The 23,167-nt window shown below is 72.6% G+C and carries 24 protein-coding genes and 1 tRNA gene; 15 read left to right on the top strand and 10 right to left on the bottom strand.

Annotation, left to right across the window (positions count from 1 at the left end):
- The first annotated feature begins 197 nt into the window (after positions 1-197).
- A complete protein-coding gene (locus tag ACZ516_RS05035; RefSeq protein ID WP_358584955.1) occupies positions 198-446 on the top strand; it encodes a hypothetical protein in 249 nt (82 codons plus the stop codon).
- A gap of 65 nt (positions 447-511) precedes the next feature.
- On the top strand, positions 512-703 hold the full coding sequence (locus ACZ516_RS05040; protein ID WP_358584998.1) for a hypothetical protein: 192 nt from the start codon (positions 512-514) through the stop codon (positions 701-703).
- Here ACZ516_RS05040 and ACZ516_RS05045 read toward each other — a convergent pair.
- Together ACZ516_RS05045 and ACZ516_RS05050 are read right to left on the bottom strand one after the other, a co-directional pair.
- Complete coding sequence (locus ACZ516_RS05045) at positions 693-1,430, bottom strand: maleate cis-trans isomerase family protein (RefSeq protein ID WP_469008526.1); 738 nt, start codon at positions 1,428-1,430, stop codon at positions 693-695. The genes ACZ516_RS05040 and ACZ516_RS05045 overlap by 11 nt on opposite strands.
- Positions 1,427-2,290, bottom strand: coding sequence for a maleate cis-trans isomerase family protein (locus ACZ516_RS05050; RefSeq protein ID WP_469008528.1), 864 nt, complete (start codon positions 2,288-2,290; stop codon positions 1,427-1,429). Before ACZ516_RS05050 ends, ACZ516_RS05045 begins: the two co-directional genes overlap by 4 nt.
- Positions 2,291-2,419: 129 nt before the next feature.
- On the opposite strand from ACZ516_RS05050, the gene ACZ516_RS05055 reads away from it, so the two are divergent.
- Together ACZ516_RS05055 and ACZ516_RS05060 are read left to right on the top strand one after the other, a co-directional pair.
- Complete coding sequence (locus ACZ516_RS05055) at positions 2,420-3,400, top strand: D-2-hydroxyacid dehydrogenase (RefSeq protein WP_469008530.1); 981 nt, start codon at positions 2,420-2,422, stop codon at positions 3,398-3,400.
- An 18-nt stretch (positions 3,401-3,418) separates the two neighbouring features.
- Complete coding sequence (locus ACZ516_RS05060; RefSeq protein WP_361076036.1) at positions 3,419-4,858, top strand: amidase; 1,440 nt, start codon at positions 3,419-3,421, stop codon at positions 4,856-4,858.
- On the opposite strand, the gene ACZ516_RS05065 is transcribed toward ACZ516_RS05060, so the two are convergent.
- Positions 4,845-5,345: a DUF3830 family protein gene (locus ACZ516_RS05065; RefSeq protein ID WP_469008532.1), complete on the bottom strand. Its 501-nt coding sequence runs from the start codon at positions 5,343-5,345 to the stop codon at positions 4,845-4,847. The genes ACZ516_RS05060 and ACZ516_RS05065 overlap by 14 nt on opposite strands.
- Before the next feature lie 97 nt (positions 5,346-5,442).
- Here ACZ516_RS05065 and ehuB point away from each other — a divergent pair, with 97 nt between their 5' ends.
- The 6 genes from ehuB (at position 5,443) to ACZ516_RS05095 (ending at position 9,650) form a co-directional block, all read left to right on the top strand.
- A complete protein-coding gene (ehuB, locus tag ACZ516_RS05070) occupies positions 5,443-6,378 on the top strand; it encodes an ectoine/hydroxyectoine ABC transporter substrate-binding protein EhuB (protein WP_361076039.1) in 936 nt (311 codons plus the stop codon).
- Complete coding sequence (ehuC, locus tag ACZ516_RS05075) at positions 6,375-7,118, top strand: ectoine/hydroxyectoine ABC transporter permease subunit EhuC (protein ID WP_469008535.1); 744 nt, start codon at positions 6,375-6,377, stop codon at positions 7,116-7,118. The genes ehuB and ehuC overlap by 4 nt, the downstream gene beginning before the upstream one ends.
- A 44-nt stretch (positions 7,119-7,162) precedes the next feature.
- Positions 7,163-7,780, top strand: a complete 618-nt coding sequence (ehuD, locus tag ACZ516_RS05080) for an ectoine/hydroxyectoine ABC transporter permease subunit EhuD (protein ID WP_469008732.1) — start codon at positions 7,163-7,165, stop codon at positions 7,778-7,780.
- A complete protein-coding gene (gene ehuA / locus ACZ516_RS05085; protein WP_469008537.1) occupies positions 7,770-8,585 on the top strand; it encodes an ectoine/hydroxyectoine ABC transporter ATP-binding protein EhuA in 816 nt (271 codons plus the stop codon). The genes ehuD and ehuA overlap by 11 nt, the downstream gene beginning before the upstream one ends.
- 158 nt (positions 8,586-8,743) lie before the next feature.
- Entirely contained in the window at positions 8,744-9,502 is a 759-nt protein-coding gene (locus tag ACZ516_RS05090) for an IclR family transcriptional regulator (protein WP_361076046.1), read from the top strand.
- 74 nt (positions 9,503-9,576) lie between these two features.
- Positions 9,577-9,650 (top strand) — tRNA-Lys (locus ACZ516_RS05095).
- 61 nt (positions 9,651-9,711) lie between these two features.
- On the opposite strand, the gene ACZ516_RS05100 is transcribed toward ACZ516_RS05095, so the two are convergent.
- Genes ACZ516_RS05100 through ACZ516_RS05115 form a run of 4 tightly spaced genes read right to left on the bottom strand, consistent with a single transcriptional unit; the run spans position 9,712 to position 13,762 of the window.
- On the bottom strand, positions 9,712-11,352 hold the full coding sequence (locus ACZ516_RS05100) for a GH3 family acyl-acid amido synthetase (RefSeq protein WP_469008539.1): 1,641 nt from the start codon (positions 11,350-11,352) through the stop codon (positions 9,712-9,714).
- A gap of 2 nt (positions 11,353-11,354) precedes the next feature.
- Complete coding sequence (locus ACZ516_RS05105; protein ID WP_361076052.1) at positions 11,355-11,972, bottom strand: hypothetical protein; 618 nt, start codon at positions 11,970-11,972, stop codon at positions 11,355-11,357.
- Positions 11,969-12,619, bottom strand: coding sequence for a DUF6182 family protein (locus ACZ516_RS05110; RefSeq protein WP_469008540.1), 651 nt, complete (start codon positions 12,617-12,619; stop codon positions 11,969-11,971). The genes ACZ516_RS05105 and ACZ516_RS05110 overlap by 4 nt, the downstream gene beginning before the upstream one ends.
- Entirely contained in the window at positions 12,620-13,762 is a 1,143-nt protein-coding gene (locus ACZ516_RS05115; protein WP_469008542.1) for a hypothetical protein, read from the bottom strand. It lies immediately after the preceding gene.
- 259 nt (positions 13,763-14,021) lie between these two features.
- Here ACZ516_RS05115 and ACZ516_RS05120 point away from each other — a divergent pair, with 259 nt between their 5' ends.
- The 3 genes from ACZ516_RS05120 to ACZ516_RS05130 all read left to right on the top strand — a co-directional run bounded on the left by ACZ516_RS05120 (position 14,022) and on the right by ACZ516_RS05130 (position 16,657).
- Positions 14,022-14,696, top strand: coding sequence for a DedA family protein (locus ACZ516_RS05120; protein WP_358584982.1), 675 nt, complete (start codon positions 14,022-14,024; stop codon positions 14,694-14,696).
- Between the two features lie 99 nt (positions 14,697-14,795).
- Positions 14,796-16,022 carry a sensor histidine kinase gene (locus ACZ516_RS05125; RefSeq protein ID WP_469008544.1) on the top strand — a complete coding sequence of 409 codons (1,227 nt, stop codon included), beginning with the start codon at positions 14,796-14,798 and terminating at the stop codon, positions 16,020-16,022.
- Positions 16,013-16,657: a response regulator transcription factor gene (locus tag ACZ516_RS05130; RefSeq protein WP_358584984.1), complete on the top strand. Its 645-nt coding sequence runs from the start codon at positions 16,013-16,015 to the stop codon at positions 16,655-16,657. Before ACZ516_RS05125 ends, ACZ516_RS05130 begins: the two co-directional genes overlap by 10 nt.
- A 108-nt stretch (positions 16,658-16,765) precedes the next feature.
- Here ACZ516_RS05130 and ACZ516_RS05135 read toward each other — a convergent pair whose 3' ends face one another.
- Positions 16,766-17,794, bottom strand: coding sequence for an ornithine cyclodeaminase family protein (locus ACZ516_RS05135; RefSeq protein ID WP_358584986.1), 1,029 nt, complete (start codon positions 17,792-17,794; stop codon positions 16,766-16,768).
- Positions 17,795-18,088: 294 nt separating this feature from the next.
- On the opposite strand from ACZ516_RS05135, the gene ACZ516_RS05140 reads away from it, so the two are divergent.
- Together ACZ516_RS05140 and ACZ516_RS05145 are read left to right on the top strand one after the other, a co-directional pair.
- Positions 18,089-20,560 carry an MMPL family transporter gene (locus ACZ516_RS05140; RefSeq protein ID WP_469008546.1) on the top strand — a complete coding sequence of 824 codons (2,472 nt, stop codon included), beginning with the start codon at positions 18,089-18,091 and terminating at the stop codon, positions 20,558-20,560.
- Positions 20,561-20,700: 140 nt separating this feature from the next.
- The gene (locus ACZ516_RS05145; protein WP_469008547.1) at positions 20,701-21,921 is read left to right on the top strand and encodes a hypothetical protein; all 1,221 of its coding nucleotides are present in this window, start codon (positions 20,701-20,703) and stop codon (positions 21,919-21,921) included.
- 108 nt (positions 21,922-22,029) lie between these two features.
- On the opposite strand, the gene ACZ516_RS05150 is transcribed toward ACZ516_RS05145, so the two are convergent.
- Positions 22,030-22,833, bottom strand: coding sequence for an alpha/beta fold hydrolase (locus ACZ516_RS05150; RefSeq protein WP_469008549.1), 804 nt, complete (start codon positions 22,831-22,833; stop codon positions 22,030-22,032).
- Between the two features lie 77 nt (positions 22,834-22,910).
- A complete protein-coding gene (locus tag ACZ516_RS05155) occupies positions 22,911-23,138 on the bottom strand; it encodes an MbtH family protein (protein ID WP_358584993.1) in 228 nt (75 codons plus the stop codon).
- Between the last annotated feature and the right edge of the window lie 29 nt (positions 23,139-23,167).

A 23,167-nucleotide genomic window follows, 5' to 3' on the forward strand; every position in this document is an offset into this window, starting at 1 on the left:
CGCCGCGTCCGGACGCACCCCCCGGATGCCGTCGTCGCGGTTGCCGTCGCCGGTCGGGTCCACTGTCACTGGGGTGCCTCCTGCACTGCGTACGTACGTCACATGGGTACGGGAGAGCCAACAGGAGGCACACTCCGTTTTATTCCCCGGGGCAGGGCTCCGCCCCGGTGGGCCGGCCGGGCCAGTACCGTGCCGGCATGGCTGATCCCCTGAAGACCCTCGTCGACGGAGTCGAGGTCGAGGTGCCCAACACCCTTCCGGACATCCGCGCCGCCCTGCCCGAGGAGCGGCGGGCGGACTTCGACCGGGCCATCAACGCCGCCGGGGTCGACGAGATCCACGCCGTGATGCGGCACTGGATGCTGGAGGCCGTGCCCGATCCGGACGCCGAGGCCCGGCTCGCCCGGCTCGCCTCCGACGAGGCGGAGAGGCGGGGTACGGCGTGAGCCCCCGCCACCGCCGCGGCCACCGCGTCACCTACGCGCCGCCCGCCGACGACACCCTCGCCAAGATGGGCGACGCCGACGCCTTCCGCGCCGCCCTCGCCCGCACCATCGGCCGGGACCCCTACGGCCACGGCTCGACACCCGTACGGGAGGACCCCGACCGCAGGGAGGCCACGGTCGACGGCGCCATCGTCCTGTACTACGTGTCCGGGTCGGTCCAGACGTTAACGGTGGTGCGCCTGATCCTCAGCCCCTGACCTGGACCACCGGCTCCTTCGTGAACAGCGAGCCCAGCTCCGGGGCGTTCAGCCGGCGCTCGGCCAGCCGCAGGGCCTCCCAGACCGTGACCTGGTTGGCCGTCAGGACCGGCTTGCCCAGCTCGGCCTCAAGATCGCGGAGGTGGGCCGCCGTGTGCAGCGCCGTGTCCGGCAGGAGCACCGCCTGCGCGTCCGGGTGGTCGCCCGCGCGGGCCAGCGCGAGGACCTCCGCGCGCCCCCAGGTGCCGACCTCCGCCGCCGTGCCGATGCCGCCGGCCCGCTCCGCGACGACCTCCAGACCCGCCGCCCGCAGGAACGCCGCGAAGTGCGAGGTCACGTCCTGCGGATAGGTCGCGGCGACGGCGACCCGGACCGCCCCCACCTCCCGTACGGCGTGGGCGAAGGCGAACGACGTCGAGGAGGCGGGCAGACCCGCCGCCCGGGCCAGCTCGCGGACCTGGTCGTGCGCGCCCTCCCAGCCGAGGACGAAGCTGCCGCTGGTGCACGCCCACACCACCGCCTCCGCGCCGGAGAGCCGCAGCTCCTCGACGCCGGCGGCGAGCTGCGCGGCCGAGCCCATCTCCACGAGCGCGTCGAGGCGGTGCGCGTCCTCGCCGATGTCCGTGTGGACGACCTGCAGCCGCACACCGCCGGCGAGCATCTGCTCCATGCGGGGGTAGTCGTCCTCGGCCGAGTGCCCCGGGTAGAGAAATCCGAGTGCCGTCACGTCCAGCCTCCTCCTTCTGCGGGTGGCCCCGCGGGTGGTCCTTCGGGCAGTCCCCTCGGGGGCGGCGGGTCCAGCGGGCTCGCGCCCGGCCGCACCCCGGGGTCGATCAGCGCCTGGTGAGGCCCTACCGCACGCGTACCCAGCCGACGCAGGGCCGACCACATCGTCACCTGGTTCGCCGAGATCACCGGCATGCGCAGCTCCGCCTCCAGTTGCGGGATCACGTCGTACGTGGGGAGGTTCGTGCAGCTGATGAAGAGGGCGTCCACCCCGGCCCGCACCGCGCGGCGCGCCATGTCGGCAACGTCGCGGCAGGGCACCTTCCAGATGTGCCGGGTCAGGCCCAGGTAGGCGCGGGCGGTGACCGCCACGCCGGCCTCGGCCAGATACTCCTCCAGGGCCCGCGTCACCGACCACGTGTAGGGCGTGACGAGCGCGACGCGCCGGGCACCCAGCGCGTCCAGGGCCTCCAGGAGCGCGCCGGAGGTCGTCACGGCGGCGACCGCGCCCTCGCGGGTCATGGCCGCGCACATCGCCCGCTCCCCCGCGACGCCCCGGACGAAACTGCCCGACGTACAGGCGTACGCGAGGACCTCGGGCTCGACGACGGACAGCGCGCGGACCGCGTCGGCGAGGGTCTCGTGCTCGCTGACCAGCCGCGCCAGGTCCAGGCTGACCTCGACGGGCACATACGGCGTGCGGGTCAGGTGGAGCGAGACCTCGTCCGGGACCCACCGCCACAGTTCGCGGTCGAGGGCGAAGTCGAAGGGGGCGACGATCCCGACACCCCGCTGCGGGCAGGGGTAGCGCCCGCCCCCCTCGGGCCGTGGGGGAGGTCCGCCGAGAAAGGAGACGTCCATGCGCGGGCCCCCACGTTCACGCGTACTGGGTTGTCGCCATGCCGGTGCGGGAGTTGCTCTGTTGACGACGGTAGGTTCGGGTGCGAGCGTGGTCAATCCGCCCATCTCAGACGGGACGGTCTTCCCCAGATGTCCGAACCGACGCCCGGCCGGCCTCCCGGAACCACCGTGCTCGTCCTGGACGCCGGGCCCCCGGCGCCGCCGCCGCGCCTCGGCGCTCTGACCGGCCGCGCCCGGGTCCTGCACACGGATGAGGCCGCGCTCGCCGCCCGACTGCCGCTCGCCGACGTGCTGTTGGTGTGGGACTTCGCCTCGGACGCGGTGCGCCGCGCCTGGCCGGGCGAGGGGCGCAGGCCGCGCTGGGTGCACACCGCGAGCGCGGGCGTCGACCATCTGCTGTGTCCCGAACTCGCCGCCTGCGACACGGTGGTGACCAACGCCCGCGGCGTCTTCGACCAGCCGATCGCGGAGTACGTCGCCGCGCTCGTGCTGGCCCTGGCCAAGGATCTGCCGCGCACCCTGGAGTCGCAGCGCGAGCGTTCCTGGCGGCACCGCGAGACCCGGCGGGTCGCCGGCACGCGCGCGTGCGTGGTGGGTTCGGGGCCCATCGGCCGGGCCGTCGCGCGCATGCTGGAGGGCCTCGGCGTCTCGGCCGCCCTGGTGGGCCGCGCCCGCCGGCCGGGCGTGCACGGCGCGCGGGACCTCGACCGGCTGCTGGCCTGCGCCGACTGGGTGGTGTGCGCGGCGCCGCTCACCGACGCCACCCGCGGCATGTTCGACGCGCGGCGCTTCGGCGTGATGCAGCCCGGCGCGCACTTCATCAACGTGGGGCGCGGCGCCCTGGTGGCCGAGGACGACCTGGTGGCCGCGCTGACGAAGCGGTGGATCGCGGGCGCCGCGCTCGACGTCTTCGCGCACGAGCCGCTGCCCGCGGACAGCCCGCTCTGGACGGTGCCGGGGCTGCTCGTCTCCCCGCACATGAGCGGCGACACGGTCGGCTGGCGCGACGAACTGGGCGCCCAGTTCGTGGAGTTGTACGAGGCGTGGGCGGCGGGCCGACCGCTGCGGAACGTGGTCGACAAGGAACGTGGATACGTCCCGGGGCACTGATCACCACCAGGAGGCCGCATGTCCGAGCTGACGGAGCTGACCGCCGTACGACTCCTCGACGGCTACCGCGCGGGCGAGTTCAGCCCGGTCGACGCGGTGCGTGCCGTGCTGCGGCGGGCCGAACAGACGCAGCCCGCCGTGAACGCCTTCGTGCGGATCGAGGCGCGCGGCGCCCTGGAGCAGGCCGAGGCCAGCGCCGGGCGCTGGCGGCGGGGCGAGCCCCGGGGCCTGCTGGACGGGGTGCCGGTGGCGGTCAAGGACCTGCTGCTGCTGCGCGGCGGGCCGACCCTGCGCGGCTCCCGGACCATCCGCCCGGAGGGGACGTGGGACGAGGACGCCCCCGCGGTGGCGCGGCTGCGGGAGCACGGGGCGGTGTTCACCGGCCGCACGACGACCCCGGAGTTCGGCTGGAAGGGCGTCACGGACAGCCCGCTGAGCGGCATCACCCGCAATCCGTACGACGTCTCGCGCACCGCGGGCGGCTCCAGCGGCGGCAGCGCGGTGGCCGTGGCGAGTGGCGCGGGCCCGCTGGCGCTGGGCACGGACGGCGGCGGCTCGGTGCGGATCCCGGCGGCGTTCTGCGGGATCTTCGGGCTGAAGCCGACGTACGGCCGGGTGCCGCTGTATCCCGCGAGCCCCTTCGGCACGCTGTCCCATGTGGGGCCGATGACGCGGGACGCGGCGGACGCGGCGCTCATGATGGACGTCATCAGCGGCCCCGACCCGCGGGACTGGTCCCAGCTGGCCCCGGTGGCGGGCGGCTTCCGCGCGGCCCTGGAGGAGGGTGTGCGCGGCTTGCGCGTCGCCTACTCCCCCTCGCTGGGCGGGCAGGTCGCGGTGCGGCCCGCCGTCGCGGCGGCGGTGCGGCGCGCCGTGGAGTGCCTGGCCGCGCGGGGGGCCTACGTCGAGGAGAGCGACCCGGACTTCTCGGGGCCGGTGGACGCCTTCCACACCCTGTGGTTCTGCGGGGCGGCGCGGGTCGTGCAGCACCTCACGTCCGCGCAACGGCAGTCGCTCGACCCGGGGCTGCGGGAGATCTGCGGGCAGGGCGCCCGCCGCAGCGCGCTGGACTACCTCGCGGCGGTCGACGTGCGCACGGACCTCGGGCGCCGCATGGGCCGCTTCCACACGGCGTACGACCTGCTGGTCACGCCGACGCTGCCGATCACCGCGTTCGAGGCGGGCGCGGAGGTGCCGAAGGGGTCCGGGCATCGGCGGTGGACGGGCTGGACGCCGTTCACCTACCCCTTCAACCTCACGCAGCAGCCCGCCGCGACGGTGCCGTGCGGGGTGGACGGGGACGGGCTGCCCATCGGGGTGCAGATCGTGGGCGCGCGCCACGCCGACACGGTGGTGCTGCGCGCGGCGCACGCGCTGTACGAGGCCGGGGCGGGCGGCGTGGCGCCACCGCCCGCGCCCGGGCCGAGGCCCGACGCGGAGGGCGTCAGGCGCGCCTGAAGCCCAGCGTCTCGCCCTGCGCGCCGGCGCGCCACAGGTCGTTGCAGGCCTCGGCCATCTCGTCGAGGCCCTCGACGACCTGCCCCCAGACGATGCCGGGCACCCAGTCGACGTCGCCGTTCAGCAGGAGGTTGTTGCGTTCGTAGAAGAGGGCGAGGTCGACGACGGTGGGGTTCGCCTGCACCCCGGCCTCCGGTTCGTAGCCGTAGGCCCGCGTCCCCAATTCCGTACCGGAAAAGGAGAAATAGCAGAGATCTCCTGGAATAGGGGTGACTGTCGGGTTCTCCAGGGGCGGTTCGCGGTCCGCGAAGGCCGGGAAAAGGGCGTAGATCTCATTGCGCGCGTATTTCGCGTGATAGACGTCCGACACGAGCGGAAGCGCCTCCCACACCGCCGCGCAGGTCACCGGGGCCCGGTCGGCGAGCAGCCGCGCCGTGCACTGAACTCCCCGCCGGGCGAGGGAGACTTCGATGAATCGGTCTGCCATGCCTCCCATGCTCCTCCGGGGGTCAAGACCACAACGATTGGATCAGGGGCCGGAATTCACCGGCATATCCCGCGTCCGGTCGGGTAGCCGCGCGCCCATGGCTCCACCACTGAGGAAAGACCCAGAGAGCAACGGAACGAATACGTCCGAAAGAGCCCCCGCCGGCGGCGGGCGGGCCGGCCCGCGCCGGCGGTCCCTGCTGTTCGGCGCCGCGTTCGGTGCCGTCGGCACGCTCGGCGCGGCGGGGTGCAGCAAGGTGCCGACGGGCGACACCCTGGCGCGGCTGAAGTCGCAGGGCACGGTGCGGCTGGGCATCGCGGGCGAGGCGCCGTACGGATACATCGACGAGGACGGGCAGTTCACGGGCGAGGCGGTGGAACTGGCCAAGGTGATCTTCAAGCGCCTCGGCGTCGACCGCGTGCAGCCGGTCGCCACCGACTTCAGCTCGCTCATCCCGGGCCTGACGACCCAGCAGTTCGACGTGGTTTCGGCCGGGATGTACATCAACAAGGAGAGATGCCAGAAGGTCATCTTCTCGGACCCCGAGTACCAGATGCTGGACTCCTTCATCGTCCGCAAGGGCAACCCGAAGAACCTCCACACCTACGAGGACGCCTTCCGGGCGAAGGCGAGGATAGCCACCGGCCCGGCCTACGCGGAGATCGACTACGCCGTCGCGGCGGGCTACGAACGCGACGACATCGCGATCCTCCAGGACCCGGTCGCCGGCATGAACGCCGTCGAGTCCGGCCGGGTCGACCTCTTCGCGGGCACGGCGCTCACCAGTCGGTCGGTGGTCCGCAAGAGCAGCAGGGCGGAGGCCACCAAGGCGTTCGCGCCCGTCGTCGACGGCGAGAAGCAGATCGACGGCGGCGGCTTCACCTTCCGGCCCACCGACACCGGACTGCGCGACGCCTTCAACGTGGAGATCCACAAGATGAAGAAGAGCGGCGAGCTGTTCCGGATCCTGAAGCCGTTCGGCTTCACCGAGGCCGAGATGACCACGCTGACCGCCAAGGAGCTGTGCGCATGACAGCGGGACTGTGGCAACACTGGGTCCTTCCCGGCATCTGGATCACCGTCCAGCTGACCCTCTACAGCGCGGCCCTCGCGACCGCCGTCGCCTTCGGCGTCGGCATGGCCCGCACGCACGGCTCGCGCCTCGTGCGCTTCGTGGCCGGTTTCTACACCGAGGTCTTCCGCGGCACCTCTTCCCTGGTGCTGATGTTCTGGATCTTCTTCGTCCTGCCGCAGCTCGCCGGCTGGGCGCTCGTCCCGATGTGGGCGGCCGTGCTCGCCCTCGGGCTCTCCTACGGCGCGTACGGCGCCGAGATCGTGCGGGGCGCCCTCAACTCGGTGGCGCCGGCGCAGCGCGAGGCGGGGGTCGCGCTGAGCTTCACCCCCTGGCAGCGGATGCGGCTGATCCTGCTGCCGCAGGCCGTGCCCGAGATGATCCCGCCGTTCTCGAACCTGCTGGTCGAGCTGCTCAAGGGCACCGCCCTGGTGTCGCTGCTCGGCATCGGCGACGTGTCCTTCGCCGCCTATCTGGTGCGGCTCGCGACCACCGAGAGCGCGCAGATCTACTCGATCACCCTGGTCGTCTACTTCGTGCTCGCCTTCCTGCTCACCCGGGGCATGCGCGCGCTCGAACGCAGGGCGAAGGCGGGCATCGGGCAGCGGCCCGAGCCGCGTACGGGCCTGACGGCCCGGCTCGGCCTCCGCCGGCAGGCGGCGACGGCACCGGTCACCAAGAGCGCGGGAGGCGGCGCGTGAACAACGGCACCGACAAGTGGGACTGGGGCGCCGTCGCGGACTTCATGCCGCACTTCTGGGACGGGGTGCTCGTCACCCTCCAGGTCCTGGCCCTCGGCTCGCTGATCTCCTTCTCCCTCGGCCTGGTGTGGGCGCTCGCCCTGCGCGCGCCGACCCGGTTCGTGCGGTGGCCCGTGGGGATCGTCACCGAGTTCATCCGCAACACCCCGCTCGTGGTCCAGCTGTTCTTCCTCTTCTTCGTGCTGCCGGACTGGGGCGTGCAGTTCTCCGCGCTGACGACCGGCACCGTCGCGATCGGCCTGCACTACTCCACGTACACCGCGCAGGTCTACCGCGCGGGCATCGAGGCCGTACCCGCCGGCCAGTGGGAGGCGGCCACCGCGTTGAACCTGCCCCGCCGGCACACCTGGACCGCGGTGATCCTGCCGCAGGCGATCCGCCGCGTGGTCCCGGCGCTCGGCAACTACGTCATCGCGATGCTGAAGGACACCCCGCTGCTCTCGGCCATCAGCGTCCTCGAACTGCTCCAGCGCGCCCGCCTCCAGGCCGGTGAGACCTTCCAGTACACCGAGGCCCTGACCGTGGTCGGCGTCGCCTTCATCGTCATCGCCTATCCGTCCTCCCTCCTCCTGCGATCCCTGGAGCGCCGCCTTGTCCACTGACACCTCCCTCTCCAAGGACCGGCCGAACCCCGCGGTGGACGGCAGCGAGCTGATCCGCTTCGACAAGGTCGTCAAGCGCTTCGGTTCGAACACCGTCCTCGACCAGCTCGACTTCTCGGTGGCCTCGGGCAAGCACGTCACCCTGATCGGCCCCTCGGGCTCGGGCAAGACGACGATCCTGCGCCTGCTGATGACCCTGCTCAAACCGGACGAGGGCACGATCAAGGTGGGCGGCCAGTACCTCACCCACCAGGAGCGGAACGGCCGCCTGGTCCCGGCGGGCGAGAAGCACGTCCGCGAGGTCCGCAAGAACATCGGGATGGTCTTCCAGCAGTTCAACCTCTTCCCGAACATGAAGGTCCTGCGCAACATCATGGAGGCGCCGGTCACCGTCCTCGGCCTGTCCAAGGACGAGGCCGAGCAGCGCGCCCGCGAACTGCTCGACCTGGTCGGCCTCGGCGACCGCCACGACGCCTACCCCTCCCAGCTCTCCGGCGGCCAGCAGCAGCGGGTCGCCATCGCGCGGGCCCTCGCGATGCGCCCGCAGGTCCTGCTCCTGGACGAGGTGACCTCCGCGCTCGACCCGGAGCTGGTGGCGGGCGTCCTGGACGTGCTCCGCGACATCGCGCACACCACGGACATCACGATGCTGTGCGTGACCCACGAGATGAGCTTCGCCCGGGACATCTCCGACCAGGTGCTCATGTTCGACGCGGGCCGGGTCATCGAGTCCGGCACCCCGGAGAAGATCTTCACCGACCCGGAGCACGAGCGGACCCGCGAGTTCCTGGGCGCGGTGCTGTAGCCGGGCCGCATGACTGTGGCATATGCCGAATGGCGTGTTCCTGTCGATCGGGCCGGAGCGCGCCATGAATGCGCCCAACATCCGTACGCTATGGGCGACTTGGCGGCTATCGTGGGACCAGCCCGACTGTCCGGAACCTTTCCACGCAGGGGGAAGCCGTGGCGTTGCAGCACCAGGCGAGAGCGCCGCACGACTCCGTCCAGAGCGCCCTGCGGGTGCTGGAGATCGTCGCCCGGCACGATTCCGGCGTCACCACCGTCGAGCTGGCCCGCGAGACCCGCCTGCCCGCCACCCGCCTGGCGCCCCTGCTGCGCATGCTGCGCCGCGAGGAGTACGTGACCCGGACGGCCGAGGGGGCCTACGTCACCGGGGCGGCCCTCCACCGCCTCGGCTCGGCCCGCCACCACGACCGGGCGCTGCGCGAGAAGCTCCGGCGCACCCTGGACGGCCTGCGGGACTCCATCGGCGCCGCCGTCTACCTCAGCCGCTACGTCGACGGCGAGGTCCGCGTCACCGACTTCGCCGCCGGCCCCGGGACCCCGGCGGTCAACGAATGGGTGGACTTCCGCTCCTCCGCCCACGCCAGCGCCATCGGCAAGAGCCTGCTCGCCCAGCTCGACGTCGACGCCCGCCGCGACCACCTCTCCCGGCACAAGATGGCCCGGCTCACCGCGCGGACGATCACCGACGAGCGGGTGCTGCTCCACCGCCTCGCCGCCCAGCCCGCGACGGCCCCCGTGCTCGACCTCCAGGAGTACGCCGTGGGCACGGTGTGCGCGGCCGTGCCGATCACCGCGGGCTCCTCGGTGGGCTGCCTCGCGCTGTCCCTGCCGGTGCGGCACGCGCACCGGCTGCGCGAGGCGGCGGACACGCTGAGCCGGCGGGCGGCGCCCGTGCTGCTCTCGCTGGCCATCTGACACCCGCCCGGCCGGGAGCACCGTCTCCGGTCAGGAGCACCCTCGCGAACCAGGTACTATTTATGAGTCAGCAGGCGCCGCTAGCTCAGTTGGTTAGAGCAGCTGACTCTTAATCAGCGGGTCCGGGGTTCGAGTCCCTGGCGGCGCACAGACGGTGAGAAGCCCCTCGTGAGAGCGAGGGGCTTCTCGCGTATGCCCGCTCGTCGGGCTCAGGGCGCCGTGATCAGGTCCCAGGCCGCCGCGTCGGGCTGGAAGACCTGGTCCTTGACCTCCGGCGGACGCATCCCGGCGGCCACCCTGCGGTGCCAGTGCGCCGCGAACGCCGACGGCGGGACGCGCAGCACCCGCGCGGGGGCCAGCCTCCCGCCCTCCCGCGCCCGCCGGTAGTCCGGGCTCCTCCGGCACAGCTCCGCGTCGAGCGCGCCCGCGAAGGACACCGCGTCGAAGGGGCCGGCGCCGTGCGGCGCCACGGCCACCGCGTACCGGTGGGTCCCGGCCACCCGCTCCGGTCGGGCGGTCAGGTTGACCACGTCGACGCCGGCGTGTCCGGCCGCCGAGGCCACCGCCCGCACCAGCTGCGCCTCGCGCAGCCGCTCCCCCGCCACGTCCGAGAGGCCCGCGCGGCCCGCGTAGGCGACCCGGGGCAGGGTTTCGACGCGGTCCACGACGTGGGTCACGTCACCGAGGACGTAGCGGTACAGGCCGCCCAGGTGGGAGAAGACGACGTGGTAGTCGCGGCCGGGCTCCAGCTCCTCGTGGAGCAGGGTCGGGCTGTCGGGCCGTACGTCCTTTGCCGCGTCGACGAACTCGTACAGCGCGCAGGACACCGCCAGGTGCCCCGCGTGCGGATGCCGGTCGAGCGGCACGCCCACCGGGCCCTCCGACGCGGCCTGGGGGGTGGGCAGGACCGTGACGTCCTCGCCGTACAGCTCCCGCAGGCGCGGGAGGTAGAGCGAGGCGACGCCGCTGGTCCAGCAGTAGAGCAGCCGGATGCGCGGCCAGACGGCGCGCGGGAGGGGGCCGCCGCGCTCCAGCTCGCCGGCCCGTACCGGGTCGGGGGCCGCGCCCGGACGGCCGCCCAGGGTGCCCTCGCGCACGTCCCGCAGGATCCGCGGCCACCACTGGACGAGCAGCTCGGGCACCATCGCGAGCAGGGCGGGGTTGTGGCCGATCACGCAGCGCACGTCGTGCTCCACGGCCATCCGCAGCCGCAGGTAGAGCTTCTCCGGGTAGTCCCCCTCGTCCACCGCGACGGGCAGCTCGGCCCACGGCGCCTCGCTGCCCGGCTCCCGCAGCGTGACGCCGAAGCCGCCGCGCAGGTCGGCCTGGCTCGGCCCGAGGCTGGGCCGGCCCGAGCCGGTGGTGCGGGGCCGGGCGAGGCGGTCGTGGCGGAGGTTCAAGGTCGCCGCGCCCAGGGAGAGCGCGTCGGGGACGTACTCGGCGGGGGCGCCCATCGCCGCCCGGAAGTAGGGCAGGTAGACCCGCTCCAGGAACGGTCGGGTCACCGGGATCCGCTTGCGCGAGCCGGTGCTGCCGCTCGTGGTGAAGAACAGCCGGGGCTCCTCGCGGGTGAGGACGCCGGGCTCGCCGTCGGCGGAGCGGGCCAGCCACGGGTCGTACTCCGCGTAGGAGCGCAGGGGCACCGCCTCGCGGTAGTCGTCGATCGTACGGACGCGGGCGAGGCCGTGCTCCGCGGCGAACACGGTGCCCCGGCTGTGGGCGAGCAGGTCCTCGAACACCCGGCGCCGCGCCTCGGCGGGTTCGGCCACGGACGCGGCGAGGTCGCGCTTGGCGGCCGTCAGTTCCGCGCGGAACGCGGGGTCGTCGGGATGGTGCTCCAGGGGGCGCATGGTCACTCCTTCATGGCGCGCAGGACGTGGTCGGCGGTGGCGGCGATGCCCTGGCCCGCCGGGACGTGCTCGACGCGCAGCCCCCGCACCTCGTCGAGGAGCCCGGTGCGCAGGTCCCGCTGGAAGCGGGTGAAGGACTCCTCGCCGGCCGTCGGCCCGTAGTGCTCCATGGCGTTGAGCGAGGCGCCGCCGCCGCTGCGCAGCCAGGCGGTGCCGGGCGGCACGTCCAGGAAGATCACGCCGGCCGGCCGGGGCAGGGACCGCCAGTGGTCCTGCCAGGGGCCGCCCGGCAGGCCGAGCAGACGGCACTTGACGAGGATCTTGTAGTAGTAGGAGTCCAGGAGCGGGGTGCGGCCGGGTGGTGCGGTGGCGACGCGGTCCCACAGGTAGGCGACGGCCACGTTGAGCAGCGCCATGACGTACTCCGGGGAGTTGCGTCCCGCGCGTGCCGCGCCGAGGGCGTTCGGCAGCGCGGCGAGGGCCCCGTAGTCGCCGGGGAGCAGGGCGGGGTCGTACGACATGGGCTGGACCGGTCCGGTGCGGGCGGCGAGTTCCGCGAGGACGGAGGACTTGCCGCAGTAGTCCGTGCCGAGCAGGACCCAGAAGTCCGGGGCACTCACCCGGTGACCTCCTCGACGCAGGCGAAGGCCCGCAGCCGCTCGGGGGACCGCGGGTCCTGATGGACCCGCACATAGGCGGGCTCGCCCCGCGGTTCGGGCAGCTGGGGGGTGTGCCGGACGGTCAGGCGGTCGCCGGGGGCGAGGACGCCGGTCAGCAGGGACTCGGCCAGCGTGTGGTTGACGTGGACGAGGTAGCGCGGCAGACAGACGTCCGCGGTGGCGACCGTCATCCGCCGGTGCCGTGCGCGGCTCTCGCGGGCGCCCGGCACGGTGAGGGTGAAGTCGCCGGGCGGGTCCGGCGGCAGGTCGCCCTCCACGGCCCGCAGCAGCAGGCGCAGTTCGCGGTGGGCGGTGCGGGCCCCGGGGGCGTACCAGGCGCTCTGCCCGCCGGGGGCGGTCAGGTCGGGCGGCAGCCGGCGCGCGAGGTTGCGGGGGTTGCCCGCGAGGAAGACGGTCCGGGTGAAGTCGGCTCGCCAGCGCTCCCCCTCCTCGGGGGAGAGCCGGGCCGCGAAGTCCAGGGCGGAGCGGGCGAATCCGCCGGGGTCGAACGCGCGCAGGACGGCTACGGCGGGTGCCCGCGCGGGGCGCCCGCCCGCCGCGCGCACGCGGCTGTCGACGATCCGGCGGAGCTGTTCTTGCGTGAGCATTCAGACGTACACCTTCTCCAGCAAGGTCCGGTGCGCGGGCGTCCGGTCCCGGGTGAGCAGGGCGGTGGTGAGCCGGTAGGGGTCGACGTACGGGTGGGGGCGGGCGTGGCGGCGCAGCAGCGGTGCCAGCGCCTCCGGGGCCGTCGGGGCGCCAGGGCCCCCGTCCTCCTCGGCGAGCAGCCGGGCGGCGCGGGCCATGCAGCGGCCGAGCAGGTCGGGGCGGTAGGGCTCGCGGTCGCCGCGACCGAGCATCGCTATGAAGTACAGGCGCGTCCCGAGCCGGTGGACGCGCGGGCCCACCCGGTCCAGGAACCGCTCGGCCAGGGCGGCCGCCGTGCGGCCCTGCCAGCCGCCGTGCCTGCTGGAGCGGGGCGGGCCCGTGGCGGTGCCCCCGGTGCGCACCCGGCCCACTCCGAGCACGGTGACGCGGGCGCCGAGCGCGCGCAGGACGTGGCGCACGAGGACGTAGTCGGGCAGGGAACCGGTGTCGCAGGGCAGCACGAAGTCGTCGTAGGCGCCGATCAACGGGACGAGTTCGCGCAGCACCCCGGCGAGGTAGTTGCCCCGGCCGTCGGCTCCCACGAGGCGGCGCAACGGCAGACCGCGCGCGGTGCCGTCCAGGTAGGCCGGGCCGTTCCAGGGGCGGTGGTCGAGGCACAGGCCGTGGCGGGACAGCAGCTCCACGAGCGCGTCCACCGTCATCGGCGGGACCGTGGGCACGCGCAGCCCGGGGTCGGCGATGCCGAGTTCGCGGTAGCGGTCCGTCCACAGGTCGAGGACGCGCGCGCTCGCGGGGTGCAGGGTGCCGGTCGCGTCGACGGGGCCGGGCCGGGCGGGGTCCGAGGCGCGTCCTCGCTGGTAGTCGACGTACAGCTCGCCGATCTTCTCCTCGTCGAAGGCGGTGAAGTCCTGGCCGGGGCGGGTGGCTTCGAGGTGGGCCCAGAAGCCGTGCGTCTGGGCGTTGTCGACGCCGACCGTCCAGCTGTACAGGTGGTCGGTGGGGTACAGCAGTGCGGTCGCCCGGTGCAGCACGTCGCTCCAGAGCAGTCCCTTGACGTGGCTCAGGGTGAGCGGCTTGGTCGGGGCGATGGGGACGGGGGCGATGAGGACGCGCCGCCGTGCGGGGTCGCTGGCGCTCGGCATGCGGGGACTCTATGGCGGTCCGAGCCGTATGCCGGGGGCACGGGCGGATGACTGCAGGAACATGCCAGCCGGCCGTCGGTTCGGCGCGGGGCAGCGCGGGCACCACCGGGGGCGCTCTTCGCGGAGCACCCGGCATCCTGCGGAAAACCCCACCCCGGTCGACGGCAACCCGCATACCGGGGGCGGGACGCGGTTCGTAGCGTGGACAGCGCATCGCGGCGGCTGTGCCGCAGTCGCCCCTTCAGCTTGGAGAAACCGCATGGACCTCGTGACCCTCGCACTTCCGCAGGAACCCGCGGGCGGCATCGCGGGCTGGGCGGCCGACCTCGTGGACACGATGGGTGGTCCCGGCGCCGGCCTCGCCATCGCCCTGGAGAACCTCTTTCCGCCGCTGCCCAGCGAGGTGATCCTCCCGCTGACCGGGTTCGCCGCCGGGCAGGGCGTGATCAGCCTGGCGTCGGCGCTGTTCTGGACGACGCTCGGCTCGGTGGTCGGCGCCGCCGTCCTGTACTGGATCGGCGTGCTCTTCGGCCGGGAGCGGATGCACGCGATCTGGGCGAAGCTGCCGCTGGTCAAGAGCTCCGACCTGGAGCGCACCGAGGAGTGGTTCGCCAAGCACGGCACCAAGGCGGTCTTCCTCGGCCGGATGGTGCCGATCTTCCGCAGCCTGATCTCGGTGCCCGCGGGCGTGGAGCGCATGCCGCTGCCGATCTTCCTGGGACTGACCACGCTCGGCAGCCTGATCTGGAACTCGGTGCTCGTGATGGCGGGCTACTGGCTGGGCGACCAGTGGGACGTGGTGGAGACCTACGTCGGATTCCTCTCCAAGGCCGTCCTCGTCGCGGTGCTCGTCGCCATCGCCGTCTACGTGGTGGTCCGCATCCGCTCCAGGAAGCAGCCCCAGTCGCCCTCCCAGCACCGCCGCACCTCCTGATCCGCGACGATGACGAGCGAGACGGCCACCACCCGGCCCCTGTCCGCCCCGACCGGTGGATCTTGCCCCGGCAGTGCCGCGCCAGTAGTGTCGACAGGCGTGAAGCGGGACCTGGCAGGCTCACAGACCCACCACCTGACGTCGCCGTCCGACCCGCTGCTCGCGGCCGCCGACGTCCTCGTCTCCCCCGCCCCGCGACAGGCCGCGCTCCCGCTGCGGGTGGCGGGCGTCCTGCTCGGCTGCCTCACGGCACTGCTCGGCCTGGTGTACTTCGTCGTGTGCGGCGTGCTGCTCGGCGGTTTCCTGCTGTGGCCGCGCACCCGCGGCCGGGCTCACGGGCTGTTCGTCGCCGGCGCCCGCAGGCTCACCGCCCTGGAACGCTCCCGGCGGTCGGTCTTCTTCCGCGACACGTTCCCCGAGCACCACGCCTGTGACCAGCAGGTCCTGCGCTACCTCGCGGCCCGCACCTACACCGGGCTGCTGTGCAGCGTCGTCGTCGGGCTGCTCGTCTTCGGCGTCCTGCTGGCCGGGCTGCTCGTCGCCGGCATCGCCCGCTCCACCCTGACCTGGCAGGAACTGCTCACGCAGGCCGGCCTCGGCAGCGTGCTCCTCTTCCTCGACGTGCAGGGCCTGCTCTCGCTGGCCGCGCTGGACACCCGGCTCGCCCGCGAGTGCTTCGGCCCCTCCGAGCGCGAGCTGCTGGAGCGCCGCATCAACGAACTGGCCGCGAGCCGCGCCGCGGTGGTGCGGGCGGTGGACGTCGAGCGGCGCCGGGTCGAGCGCGATCTGCACGACGGGGTCCAGCAGCGTCTGGTGGCGCTCGCGATGCTGCTCGGCCGGGCCCGCCGCAGCAAGGCGCCGGAGCAGGCGGACGCCCTGCTCGCGCAGGCCCACAAGGAGTCCCAGGAAGTCCTGACCGAGCTGCGCGAAGTGGCCTGGCGGGTCTATCCCTCGGCGCTCGACAACCTCGGTCTGCAAGAGGCGCTCGGCGGGGTCGCGGAGCGGTGCAGCATCCCGATAAGGATCGAGTACGACGTGCCCGAGCCGCTGCCCCCGTCCCTGGAGACGGCCGCGTACTTCGTCGTCTCCGAGGCCGTGACCAACGCGGCCAAGCACTCCGGCGCGAAGGACATCTTCGTGCGGGTGCGGCGGTACGAGAGCACCGTCGCCGTCCTGGTCCGCGACAGCGGCATCGGCGGCGCCGACCCCTCCGGCAGCGGCCTGACCGGGCTGCACAGCCGGGTCGCCGCGGTCGACGGCAGACTGGACGTCCACAGCCCCTCCGGGGGCCCCACCACCATCATCGCGGAGCTGCCGTGCGCGTAATCCTGGCCGAGGACTCGACCCTGCTGCGAGAGGGTCTGGTCCGCCTGCTCACCGAGGAGGGCCACGAGGTCCTGGCCGCGGTGGGCGACGCCGAGTCGCTGCTGCGGGAGGTGGAGACGCGGACGCCGGACATCGTGGTCACCGACATCCGGATGCCGCCGGGCCACACCGACGAGGGGCTGCGGGCCGCGGTGGAGATCCGCAAGCGCTGGCCGGGGATCGGGGTCCTGGTGCTCTCCCAGCACGTGGAGCGCAACTACGCGGCGCAGTTGCTCACCTCGAACGCCGAGCGGGTCGGCTATCTCCTCAAGGACCGGGTGGCGCAGGTCGAGGAGTTCCTGGACTCGCTGGAGCGGATCCACGCGGGGGGCGCGGCCATCGACCCGGAAGTCGTACGGCAGTTGGTCATCCGCACCACCCACAGCGATCCGCTCGCCCGGCTCACCCCGCGCGAGCGCAGCGTCCTGGAGGCACTGGCCCAGGGGCACACCAACGCGGCCATCGCGCAGAAGCTGCACATCTCGCTCAGCTCGGTCGAGAAGAACCTCAACATGATCTTCGACAGGCTGGAACTGTCGCACACCACCGGTTACAGCCGCCGGGTGCTCGCGGTGCTGCGCTACCTGGAGTCCTGAGGCGCCGGGAGTCCCGCGGCACCTGGAGTCGCGCCGGCCTCGCGCGCCGAGAACCGGCCCCGGATCCGCTCGGCGGATCGGGGGCCGGTCCCGGTCGGGGCGTGCGGACTACTCGAAGGAGTAGGGGTTGAGGGCGTCCGCCGGGAGGTGCTCCAGCTCGACGCGGTCGCCGATGCCCGCCTCGTCGGCGAGTTCGAGGAGGACGTCGAAGGCGACGTGGTCCTCCAGCGCGAAGCCGGTCGAGTCGAAGACGGTCGTACGCTCCCGCAGCGGCTCGGCCAGCGCCGGGTCGGCGCACAGCGCGAGCAGGTCGGGGCCGAGGTCGCTCTCGGCCAGCTGCTGGCACTCGCCCTCGCGCAGTGCCTGACCGACGTGGTCGGCGGTGACGAAGGCCGAGGTGAGCACGGACTTCGGCACCTCGAACTTGCCGATGAGGTCCGCGCCGATGGCGTTGATGTGGACGTGCGGGCGCAGGTTCTCGCCCGGCAGGACGGGGCCCTCGCCGACGCCGACGGACGTGACGGTGCAGATGATGTCCGACTCGGCCTCGATCTCGGCGAGCGTGGCGACGCGGACGTCGAGGTCCAGGAAGTCCACCCGGCTCGCGTACGAGGCGGCGTGCGCGGCGTCGATGTCGTACACGAGGACCTGCTCCAGCGGGAAGACCCGGCTGAGGGCGTGGGCCTGGGTGACGGACTGCGCGCCCGCGCCGACCAGGCCGAGCACCTTGCTGTCGGGGCGGGCCAGCAGCTTGCTGGCGACAGCGGCGGCGGCGCCGGTGCGGATCGCGGTGGGCAGGATGCCGTCGCAGACCGCGAGGAGATGACCCGTCACGTCGTCGTAGCGGGTCAGGGATCCGATGATGGTGGGGAGCTGGAACTTCTCCGGGTTCGTCGGTGTGTAGCCCACCGTTTTGATCGTTATGGAACTCCCCGGCTGATGATGCGGCATCCATTCGAGGATCGCCGTGTCGTCGGGGCCGCGCAGGAATCCTTCGCGGGCGGGCGTCACGCCCGCGCGGCCGGGGGTCGTGAACGCCTCTTCCAGGCGGGCGATCATCCGGTCCATGAAATAGTCGCGGCCGTTCTCCTGGACGAGTTTGGCAACATGCTGCCGGGTGAGGATCAGAGTTTCCACTTTTCTCCCTCGAATACCTTCGCACCGTGGCAATTAACTGCCATTAAATTCTTTCTGCCTGGAACCGCCTTTAGAAAGTAACGGCCGCTTTTTGTTCGGGTCAAGATTATTCGGTCCCCTTACGGTTTCCCGCAGGGTCGACCCTGCGGGAAACCGCAGGGTCGGATGTGCGGAAAGCTCTGGTCAGTGCGGCGGTTTACCTCGTATCCCCGTCCGCCGCGCGTCACTAGCGTTGCTCACGTCGTCACCGGACAGCCGCTCCCCGCGGACCGTGCAGCAACGGAAGGAACAACGGTGCGAAAGAAACCGGCAACGGTACGGATCGCGCGATGGAGCGCGACACATTCGTGGACGGCCATCGGAGCGTGGACCGCCTTCGTCGTCCTGTGCCTGTTCTTGGGCGGGGCCGCCGGCACGAACAAGATCAGCGACGACGAGTCGGGGGTCCGGGAGTCCGGCCGGGCGGGCAAGATCATCGCCTCGGGCGACTTCACCGAGAAGCCCGAGGAGAACGTCCTGATCACCGCCGAGTCCGGCGGCACCCTGAACGAGAAGGCCGCGCGCAAGGCCGTCGCCGACGTGCAGCGCCGGATGAAGGCCCTGGACGGCGTGGAGAGTGTGGGGCAGCCCGTCCCCGCGCCGAACCGCAAGGCCGTCCTCGTGCCGGTGGTCATGAAGGGCGACACCGAGAACGCCGACATGCGGGTCCAGCCGCTGCTCGACGCCAGCGCGGCGGCCGAGGAGGACAACGCGGGCCTGCGCATTGAGCAGGTGGGTACGGGCTCGACGGCGAAGGGGCTCTCGGAGACCCTCGGTGAGGACTTCAAGAAGGCCGAGCTGATCAGCCTGCCGCTGACGCTGCTGATCCTGCTCGTGGTGTTCGGCGCGATCATCGCCGCCGGCGTGCCGGTGGTGCTCGCACTGTCCTGCGTGGGCGCCGCGATCGGGCTCTCCACGCTGGCCTCGCACGTGATGCCGGAGACCAGCGCGGTCACCAACGTCATCCTGCTCATGGGCATGGCCGTCGGGGTCGACTACTCCCTCTTCTACCTCAAGCGGGAGCGTGAGGAGCGCAAGCGCGGCAGGGGTCACATCGACGCGATCGAGATCGCCGCCGAGACCTCGGGCCACACCGTCGTGGTGTCCGGCACCACCGTCATCGTCGCGATGGCCGGGCTCTACCTGGCCGACGAACCGACGTTCGCCTCGCTCGCCACCGGTTCGATCATCGTGGTCGCGGTCGCCGTGCTCGCCTCGCTGACCGTGCTGCCCGCCCTGCTCGGCAAGCTCGGCAACTGGGTGGACCGCCCCAAGGTGCCGCTCCTGTGGCGGCTGACCATGCGCTCGGGCGACTCCCGGGTGTGGCCGGTCCTGCTGAAGCCCGCGCTGTCCAAGCCGTGGCTGACGCTCGTCGTCTCCATCGGCGCCATGGCACTGCTCGCCCTGCCGGCCATGGACATGAAGCTCAAGCAGCCCGGCTCGGACGACCTGTCCAGGGACATCGCCGTCGTCCAGGCCATGGACCGGCTGACGGATGCCTTCCCCAGCGAGGGCACCGTGCACAAGGTCGCCGTACGGGTTCCGGCCGGTGAGACCGAGGAAGCCAAGGCCGCCCTGGACAAGCTGCTCGAACGGACCGCGAAGGACGAGCTCTTCGCGCACGACCAGAAGCCGACGATCGAGGAGTCCGACAACCACCGGGTCCTGACCGTGAGCGTGGGCACTCCGCACCAGCCCAAGAGCGACGGCGCCAAGGAGTCCCTGGACGTGCTGCGCGAGTGGGTGCCCGAGGCGATGGCCGACGTGCCGGACGCCGAGTACGGCGTGGGCGGCAAGGTGGCCCAGGGCGTCGACTTCACGGACCACCTCAAGGAGCGCATGCCGTGGGTGGTGGGCTTCGTCCTGCTCCTCACCTTCGCCACCATGATCTTCATCTTTCGCTCTCTGGCCGTGGCGGTCTCGGCGATCTTCCTGAACCTGCTCTCCGCGGCGGCCTCCTTCGGTGTCCTCTCCGCGGTCTTCCAGAACACCTGGGCCGAGACGATCCTGGACTTCCACAGCACGGGGGCGGTCGTCTCCTGGCTGCCCCTCTTCCTGTTCGTGGTGCTCTTCGGCCTCTCGATGGACTACCACGTGTTCGTCGTCAGCCGGATCCGCGAGGCGGCGCTGCGCGGGGTGTCGGTCAAGGAAGCGGTCCGTGAGGGCATCACGAAGTCCGCGGGCGTGGTGACCAGCGCGGCGATCGTCATGGTCGGTGTCTTCGCGATCTTCGGAACGCTGAGCATGGTCGAGTTCAAGCAGCTCGGCGTGGGTCTCGCGGCGGCGATCCTGCTGGACGCGGTCGTGATCCGGATCTTCGTCCTGCCGGCGCTGATGACCGTGATCGGCAAGTGGAACTGGTGGCCGGGCGGCACCGGATCCGGCGGCCGCCACGGGCAGTCCGCGCCGGGCTCCGGCGACGGCCTGCCGGAGCAGCCGCGCGAGCCGCAGCAGCCGCAGCAGCCGCAGTACGCGGAGTTCGGGGCCCCGCAGGGATACCCGCAGCAGTCGCGGACCTCGCAGGGATACGACCGGCAGTCGCCTCCGGCACAGGGGTACGACCAGCAGGGGTATCACCAGCAGGGGTATCAGCGGCAGCAGTCGTACCAGCCGCCCCAGGGGCACCAGCAGTACGGCCGGCCCTACGGGCAGGCCCCGCAGGCGCCCTCCTCCCAGCAGCCCCCGAACGCGTCCCGCGATACCACGTGGCCTGACTCCCACCAGTAGGAGAACAGGCCCCTCCTACGGAGGGAGGGCGTCCCGGCACCCCCGGCCGGACGTCCTCCCTCCTCTTTTGGCAGCTTCCTGCGTGCAGGAAGCTGCCGACGCCGTCCCGCAGGCACCGGCCCGCTGCCAGGGTGACGGTCATGCCCAAAACAACCGGCAGAGCCGGGATACGCGCCCTGATTCCGAAGGCGAAGGTACTGCTCCTGACGGCGGCCTTCGCCCTGACGGCCACCACGACGGCCGCGGCGGCGCCCGCCGCGGCACCTCCCGCACCCCCCGCTCCCGCCGCCTCCGGGTGGCAGCCCGTGGCGGCGCCCGACGCCCAGGGCTTCAGCTCCTACCTCCCGTTCGGCGGCGGTTCCGCCTTCGCCCGCAGCAGCAGGCAGACCACCGTGACCTGCCTGCCCTGCGAGTACGTCCACACGCTGTGGAGCAAGACGTCCACCACCGCCTGGCGCAAGGTGCCGCTGCCCACCGGTGGCTCCACCGACGTCCTCGCGGGCACCGCCCCCGACGACGCGTGGGGCTTCGGCCGCAACGACCGCGGCTACTTCAGCGGGCACCACTGGAACGGCACGGCCTGGACGAACCGGACCGTGCCCGACATGGAGACGCTGGCCGCTAAGGCGACCTCGCGAGGCACCGTGTGGGCGGTGGGCAACCTCCGCGCGGCCGACGACACGAGCCCCGGCGTCGTCGCCCGCTGGGACGGCGCCAAGTGGTCCCTCGCCAAGTTCGCCGTCCCGGGCCACGCGACCTCGCTGCGGGCCCTGCACGTCGTCTCCGACACCGACATCTGGGCCGTCGGCTCCACCAGCCCGCGGGTACTGAAAGCCGTCTCACGGCCGTACGCGGTGCACTGGGACGGCACGTCCTGGAGCGAGGTCGAGCTGCCGGCCGTCTCCGCGCTGTCGGCCAGTGCCACCGCGGTCACCGTCGGCAAGAACGGCGAAGTGTGGATCGGCGGCATGGACCGCAATCCCTGGGCGGACGCCGGCACGGGCCCGCCGAAGGCCTTCGCGCTGCGCCGGGACGCCGCCGGCTGGAAGCTGACGTTCGTGCCCGTCACCCAGCCGACCGGTGAGGAGAGCCGGGACAGCCTGGGGGTGAGCGCCCTCGCCTTCCACGACGGGCAGCTGCTGGCGGGCCTGACCGCCCACGACAGCAAGAACCAGAGCCTCGCCCGCTGGACCGGCACGGCGTGGGAGCCGCTCCCCGGCCCCGGCACCGGCTCGTACTCCCAGGTCGCCGCGTTGACCACCACGGCGGACGGCACGCTGTGGGCCTCCGGTCTGTACTCGCCGCGCTACAAGTACGAGGGCTTCGCGGCCTCGCTCGCACCGGGGGCGAGCGCGGGCTGACGTGACCCGGGGCGTCGCACGAGAACGCCCAAGGGGGGAGGCGCCGGCCGGCGCCTCCCCCCTTCCGCCCGCTGTGCCGGGCCCGTCGCGCGCTTCGCGGGTGACCGCTCAGGCCGCCGAGAGGAACTCCACCAGGGCCTTGTTCACGGTCGCCGGGTCCTCCAGGTAGCCGTAGTGGCCGCAGTCGGGGATCACCGTGTACCGCGCGTCCGGGATGGCGTCGGCGACCTCGCGGCCCAGGTGCGGCGGTGTCACCAGATCGTCGGCGAAGGACATGACGAGGCTCGGGACGCGTATCCCCCGGTAGGCGGCGAGTCGGTCGTCGAGGCGGCTCAGCTGCATCTGGGCGCGCTGGCCTGGGCCGGGCGGGGCCGCGAGCTCGAACAGGTCGAGCCAGTCGGCCAGCTCCCGGTCGTCGTTCAGGGTGCGGGGGGACAGGGACTTCAGGGCCCGCAGCACGGCCGCGTACGAGGCGGGCAGCCGCACCCCGGAGTCGTGCAGATCGATCTCGGCGCCGGTGAGGCGCGCGCGCAGCGCGTCGGTGCGTCCGCGGGTGGCCATCAGGACGAGCCGGCGGACCAGGTCGGGGCGGGCGAGGGCCAGTTCCTGGGCGACGAACGCGCCGAGCGAGGTGCCCACCACGCGGCACGGGCCGAGGCCGAGGCGCTCGATGAGCCCGGCGACGTCGCCCACCATGTCCTGGAGGGTGAAGCCCTCGGGACACTCGGAGGTGGGCGGGATTCCCCGGTTGTCGAAGGTGATCACCCGGTATCCGGCCTCGGTCAGCGCGGGCACCTGGTGGAGCTGCCAGACGGTGCGGCCGCCGCCGGTGCCCTGGATCAGCACCACCGGCTCGCCCTGTCCGGTCGCCTCGTAGTTGAGTCGGATTCCGTTCACCGGGATGACCGGCATGTCGTCTCCCCTCCCCTGGAGCGAGCGGCCCGCCGACCGGGCGTGCCGGTGGCGGGCCGCATGGCTGCGCGGTGGCGTCAGGCGGTGGCGCCGGAGCCCTCCATGGACGCGATCAGGCTCTTGGGACGCAGATCGGTCCAGTGGGTGTTGACGTATTCGAGGGCCGCGTCGCGCGTGCTCTCGCCGAGGGCGGTCCGCCACCCGGACGGAATCTCGACGAAGGCCGGCCACAGCGAGTGCTGTCCCTCGTCGTTGACGAGAACGAGGTAGGTTCCCTCGGCATCCTCGAAGGGGTTGCTGCTCATTCGATTGCTCCTTGTCGAGAAATGGTGAA

Source organism: Streptomyces sp. NPDC034037, from assembly GCF_055575715.1.